Annotated in this window: 6 protein-coding genes; 4 read left to right on the top strand and 2 right to left on the bottom strand. The window is 47.6% G+C overall.

All coding sequences use genetic code 11. The annotated features are described in order from the left end of the window. Window positions 1-94 precede the first annotated feature (94 nt). Entirely contained in the window at window positions 95-448 is a 354-nt protein-coding gene (locus QUB33_RS16815) for a metal-sensing transcriptional repressor (RefSeq protein WP_006632109.1), read from the bottom strand. 178 nt (window positions 449-626) lie between these two features. Here QUB33_RS16815 and QUB33_RS16810 point away from each other — a divergent pair, with 178 nt between their 5' ends. From QUB33_RS16810 to QUB33_RS16800, 3 genes are all read left to right on the top strand, one after another. After that, window positions 627-1,871 (top strand): HhoA/HhoB/HtrA family serine endopeptidase, encoded by a 1,245-nt coding sequence (locus tag QUB33_RS16810; RefSeq protein WP_333351703.1) that lies wholly within the window; start codon window positions 627-629, stop codon window positions 1,869-1,871. Window positions 1,872-2,576: 705 nt separating this feature from the next. Continuing rightward, window positions 2,577-4,964: an EF-hand domain-containing protein gene (locus QUB33_RS16805; protein ID WP_333351702.1), complete on the top strand. Its 2,388-nt coding sequence runs from the start codon at window positions 2,577-2,579 to the stop codon at window positions 4,962-4,964. 154 nt (window positions 4,965-5,118) lie between these two features. Next, window positions 5,119-5,760 carry an RNA ligase family protein gene (locus QUB33_RS16800; RefSeq protein ID WP_333351701.1) on the top strand — a complete coding sequence of 214 codons (642 nt, stop codon included), beginning with the start codon at window positions 5,119-5,121 and terminating at the stop codon, window positions 5,758-5,760. A 29-nt stretch (window positions 5,761-5,789) separates the two neighbouring features. Here the strand turns inward: QUB33_RS16800 and QUB33_RS29690 are convergent, their stop codons facing one another. Next, window positions 5,790-5,984 carry an NACHT C-terminal alpha/beta 1 domain-containing protein gene (locus QUB33_RS29690; RefSeq protein WP_445299531.1) on the bottom strand — a complete coding sequence of 65 codons (195 nt, stop codon included), beginning with the start codon at window positions 5,982-5,984 and terminating at the stop codon, window positions 5,790-5,792. Between QUB33_RS29690 and QUB33_RS16795 the strand changes: the two genes are divergently transcribed. Further along, window positions 5,940-6,119: a hypothetical protein gene (locus QUB33_RS16795; RefSeq protein WP_333351700.1), complete on the top strand. Its 180-nt coding sequence runs from the start codon at window positions 5,940-5,942 to the stop codon at window positions 6,117-6,119. The two genes, QUB33_RS29690 and QUB33_RS16795, sit on opposite strands and share 45 nt — an antisense overlap. Window positions 6,120-6,179: the final 60 nt, after the last annotated feature.

Raw genomic sequence — 6,179 nt, 5'->3', positions numbered from 1 at the left:
TTTTAATAATTTTAGGAATCGCGTATTAGCTTGCTGGTCTGATTAGATAAACTTATAACCATAAGTTCAGGAGAGCCGTAAAAATTGGCAGCGGCTAAGGCAAAAACCGATCCAAAGCTGCTTTCAACTCTTCGATTTCCGTATCGATATTGCCTTCTTTAGCGGCTCTGGCAATGCACTCAGTTAAATGTTCATCAAGAATGATTCTCGCCACGCGATCGAGCGCGCCTCGAACTGCTGCAACTTGCACGAGAACTTCGGGACAGGGACGGTTTTCTTGGACCATTGTTTTAATGCCGCGGACGTGCCCTTCAATCCGAGACAAGCGATTTACCAGCCGCCGCATCGATTCTTCATCGTGATGGTGAGGGTGGACTGATTTATCGTCGTGATGGTGGTGGGAATTTGAGGGCAAGGATTTGTCAGTAGAAGTATCAGATAGAATCATTGGGGTTACGAGGGAATTTTTAAAAGTTAGAATTCTGAATATGTTGAGTTGGTGCGGGTTCCTGACTCATGTATTGTAACTGTCAAAATATATTTAGGATCTTCATAGTGGCAGATTATTGAGTCCGCACGATCGCACACGTTTACCAGACTAACCCAGACTAACAAAGATTGACGCTATGCGACTATTTAAGTTTTTTCGCCCCACACCTCGAATCGGTGCTCGTTGGTTCGCCCTAATTTTAGGAATGACGATCGCCCTGAGTGCGTTCGGTATCAATGCTGCACCCGCTGCCGCCGCTGATGGCACAAATCCGCCCAACTTACAGTTCCAGAGTTCCCCCGCCACCCCCCCGAATCCGCAACTGTTAGCGCTGCGGGGCGGGGAACTCCCGGCGGATACGGCCAGTTTTGTGACGGCTGCAGTCGATCGAGTCGGGCCGGCAGTTGTCCGCATTGATACCGAGCGCACTGTCAGCCGCAATATCGACCCTTTAATGGAAGACCCCTTCTTCCGCAGATTTTTGGGAGAAGATTTACGCAGCATGACCCCCAGACAAGAACGGTTGCGCGGTCAAGGTTCCGGCTTCATCATTGACAAAAGCGGGATTGTTTTAACCAACGCTCACGTAGTTGACAAAGCCGATCGAGTGACTGTCACCTTAAACGACGGCAGGACATTTCCAGGAGAAGTGCAAGGTACTGACGAAGTAACAGATTTGGCTGTTGTCAAAATTAATACCAAGCAATTAAACCTGCCGACGGCCACCTTGGGAGATTCCAACGCGGTGAAAGTGGGAGATTGGGCGATCGCCGTGGGCAACCCCCTGGGATTTGACAACACCGTCACCTTGGGCATTATCAGCACCCTCAAACGCTCCAGTGCAGCCGTCGGCATTCCCGACAAGCGGCTCGATTTCATTCAAACCGACGCCGCCATCAATCCCGGCAATTCCGGCGGCCCGCTGTTAAACAGCAGAGGAGAAGTGATTGGCATCAACACGGCGATTCGAGCCGACGCAATGGGTATTGGGTTTGCGATTCCGATCGACAAAGCCAAGGCAATCTACGCGCAGTTAGCCAAGGGAGAACAAGTCAGCCATCCGTTTTTGGGGATTCAGATGATTGCTTTGACTCCTGAAATGGCCAGAGAGAATAATTCTGACCCCAATGCTCCTTTAATTGTGCCCGAAGTCAAAGGGGTGTTAGTGATGCGAGTTGTGCCAAATACGCCTGCTGAGGCAGCAGGGGTTCGCAAGGGGGATGTCATCGTTCAAATTGACGGTGAGGCAGTCACTGAACCCGAACAGTTGCAAAATTTGGTGGAAAACAGCAAAATCGGTCAAATTCTGCAACTGAAGGTGCGCCGCGGTGCCCAGATTAAAGAAGTTCCGGTTCAAACTGCTCAACTGAGAGATTTTTAACTAGAAGGGGAAGGGGGGAAATCGTTAAAACCCCCTCCTCGACTCGATCGCGTACTGGGCAGAAAAATTGTTCACAAATGAAATAGGATTGCTATCATAGATGATTTAAATTCACTCAACTATGACCGAATATTACGTCTACTTTTAACTTCAATCCTGATGCAAAAGGATCTCGCCCTTGAGTCTATGCGATCGTACTATAACCGCTTCAGCTCAAATCCGCTCAAATCCGCGCTTCATCAGAATTACAAAGTTGAGCCAAGTGGCTACCCTATCTATCTTCGAGATATTAGGGCAATTTTCTGTTTATCAACTTACTTTAAGCTGTCAAATGTCAAGAGCCACAACTCTTGCTCCACTTAAATCCTGATGGCTTTCTAACTATTTAGTTTACCAACAAAAACGCCCAATCATTGCGATAACGCTGGCAACTATGCTGAGTTATAGTATCATTTGTAACAGTTGCGTAATTCATCCGCAATTAAAGTAAGTGGATTAAAGTAAAAAATACATGGTAGACCTGGTGTTGCACAAATAACATCTCTCTTAGTATAGATCCTAGGCTAAACAAGCCCCTACAAAAGCTTAGAAAATATTATTGTTTTTTGGTGCTTACCTAGTTATATTGGCCATAATTAATAGACATAAAATAAAAAAAATTAGGGAGAATTTAGTATGACCTCTGTGGAGTTTGAAAAAAAAACCATGACTGAAGAAGAGGTGGCAAAGTTATGGGAAGTGTTCAAAGTATTGGACGCGGACGGGAGCGGTGCTATTTCATCAGAAGAACTCGGTCAAGTGATGCGATCGCTAGGCCAGAGTCCTAATGAAACCGAGCTGCGCGACATGATCGAAGAAGTGGACGTAGACAAGTCTGGCAGTATCGATTTTGAGGAATTCAAAATCCTGATGATGTCCCAGCAAGGCGATCGCCAGAGTCGTCTCAAAATGTCATTTAGTGTATTTGATGAAAACGGTAGCGGTCAAATCACTAAAAACGAGATGCAGGATGTGATGAGCCCGTTTGGGCTGACAGAACCAGAGCTCGATGAGATCATCGAAGAGGCAGACCATGACGGCAATGCCTTAATTGACTTTGAGGAATTCTGCATGCTAATACCCGATGGGCCAGAGATCGCAACAGGAGATCGAGACTCGCCGATTCCGGTTGTCAGTACACAAACAACCGAGATTTCAGATAGTACAGCCGCTGCGCTCGAAAGTATAGCCACTCCTGTCAACGAGACAGCTTCTCCCACTATTGAACCTAATCTAGAAGATCTACAAGAACCACCCACCGGTTGCAATCGAGAAATAGCGCGGCTAAAAGAACTACTCGCCCAACACCCACAAGCTGAGAAGAAGCGCGGTACGTCCCGCTTGGAGATGCAGATTGGTTTGTTTCGTCTGATCCAGGGAGCAGCCTACCGCAGCTTCCGCGAGAGTTTCTGCGCCAACCACGAGACTCACCTGTGCGTGAGAGACTTGCCATACAAAATTGCTGATTTTGTGCGATTTGTCAGGAGTACGATCGCCCTTTATAAAGGATTGGGTGTAGTAGAGTCGGCGTGCAACCCTCTACTGGATGCTGTAGTTAAATCGCTCGAAGATGAATATGCCCGACTAGAGAATCGCATCAAGAACTGGAAAACCATAGAAAAAACTCCTGAAATGTTGGCCCAAGAACAAGCCATGTTGCAGGCGCGGGATAAGTCGGCCACCGCCAAGGAGAAGTTTGGGGCCGCAGTCGAGTTGGCAATGACCATCAAAAAGGATAGTCTCAACTTGCGTGACATTGCCGAGGGTGTGCTTGCCATCAACGAACTCAACCGACTGCGAAACATCGAGCTGAGTGAGAGCATGGCAGCGCCACCAGCCAAATCCGAGGGAGATCCCAAAGAGTACCTGAAGAAGTGGAACCGCGTCATCCTCTCGGAGGCATCAGAGGAAATAGATGGTGCGATGATGCCAGTAGCATATTGGTATGAAGACTTTATGCCGAAGTTGCTGGCTGCCTTCAGCGTCATTACCGCAGCAGACATTCCCTTCAACACGGTGCCTGACGAAGCAGCTTTAAACGAGTGGTACGAAGCGACTAAAACGTCAGGGGAATTTGGGCGTTATGGGGCGGATGTTGCAGAAGGCTTTCCCAAATGCGCTCCAAAACAGAAGCTGATGCTTCAACAGGCATGGCGCTTGACGCACCACTACCTCAATGGGATACAGAAACGGCGCGAACGCTTAGAGTCTGGGCGGGAGTCTGGCGAACTCTCGCAATATGTGGCGTTCATCGATGTGTATATCGATCGCACTGAAGTAAAGAATTCACAAATGCGGGTCAGCTTCCCTTACTATATTGGCCCTGCGGTGTGGCGTTTCTTGCACACTACGGCTGAGATAGTCTCTACCAAGACCCCAGAACAGCAAAAAACTCTGGTGACCATCTTCAAGCACTTCTTCAACCTGTTTGCCAGTATGTATCCCTGCCCCTACTGCCGCCACCACCTCAACGCCTACGTTGTGCAGAATAAGGAGGTGGAAATTTACCCTGTGGAGTACCTCGTGCTGGGGCGCGACCCGCGTCTCAATAGCTTTGAGGTATCAATGGAGGCAAAGCTGTCCACCGTAGTAGATGGCCCTTCTCTGCGCTTATTCTTCTGGAAGTTGCACAACACTGTATCCTCATCAATTGCGCGATCGGAAGAGTGGTATCAAAAGGATGAGGAAGCATTGTACACCACCCGTTATTGGCCCAGCATTGAGTCTGAGCTAGCACGAGCCAAAGCCCTCAAACAAATCAGCATTGCCACCGATCGGATGTACCGCCTCTACGGTATCCTGAAGCCCGCAGCACGACTGACAGGGGTGAGAGCAATATTGCATAAGCTGTTGGATAAGAGGGATGAGGAAGGCATCAAGGAGGTATGCTTAGTTGCCCAAGATTACATCCAGGAGTTGGACGAGGCGATCGTCACGGGACAATTCCTACAAGAGACATACTACTTTGACCCTGACCTTGTGGATGAACCTCCTGTATTCACTCCTGAAGAAGAGGAGTTTGCTCGCAGCGGTGTGTTCGTTGAGGCTACTTGAATATCAATCAGTAAAAAGTTAAGTTTTTCAGCTTAACTTTTTACCCCTTCAAATATATAGATAGCAATACTCCAGGAGTTCGGTTTTTGGACCCCGAGTCAACAGTCAACAGTCAACAGTCAACAAGCATTCCGGTGCAACCGGAATCGATATCATGCTTCTTGCCTATCCCAAAATTCCAGATAGTAAAAATTGCCCTAACGAACAATGTGTAGCTTTTGAGAAGTACGATGGCACTAATTTGCATTGGGTTTGGGAAATTGAACTTGGTTGGTATGCTTTTGGTACGCGCCGCAGTAGATTTGATTTGGATGAGATGGGAATTGCAGAATTTAATGCTGCACATCCAGGTTTAGAAGAAGCACCGGAAATATTTAAAAGAGACTTTGCTAGTCCCTTAGAGTCTATATTTCGAGAGAACGAACAGTATCACTGCCCGGAAATTACTGTGTTTACAGAGTTTTTTGGTGCTAACTCGTTTGCGGGAAAGCACAAAAAGGACGATCGCAAACAACTGGTTCTTTTTGATGTGGAAACTGAGGGCGGTATGGTTGTTCCCGATCGGTTTATTCAGGATTTTGGTAAATTAAATATTGCGCGAGTGATTTATCGCGGCAAACTGACGGGCAAGTTTATGGATGATCTTCGCAAGGGGAAATACGGTGTGGATGAAGGTGTTGTGTGCAAGGGAAGCCACAATGCTAATAATCTGTGGATGGTGAAGATTAAGACTGATGCGTATATGCAGAGATTGCAGCAAGCTTTTAAGGATGATTGGGAAAATTACTGGGAGTAATATAAAATCTGAAGGCTAACTTTTATCGGCTAGTTTTGTAATAGGGTGCGTTGCAGCCAGGTAAGTATAGATTGGATCGGGTGGGGGTGTTGAGTTGAGAAAGTGGGAATAATGGGAGGGGATGAGTCGGTGATGAGGCAGATTGTAGCGTCAAAGCGTGTGAGGGCATCCAGAAAAGTTTGGCTAAAACCTTGGGTAGCGGCGATCGCGTCTTCGTAGAAAATGAGGATGGGGTATTTCTCCCCGTCGAGGAATTGCCAGTAGATTTTGAGGTCGGTAGGGGCAATCCGCCTGTGGTTGCGCCATTTTTGCCTTCTGTGAATTTGGGGGAGTGGTGTTTGTTGACGAGTTGCAGGTAGATGTCGGCGGCGGGGCGATCGCGGTTATCGAATTTGCTGCTACCATCTCATGCCCCATCT

The organism is Microcoleus sp. B3-A4, assembly GCF_036705385.1.
Lineage (GTDB): Bacteria > Cyanobacteriota > Cyanobacteriia > Cyanobacteriales > Microcoleaceae > Microcoleus.
Note: the sequence above shows the minus strand (reverse complement) of the source record. Positions and strands in the feature narration are given on the sequence as shown.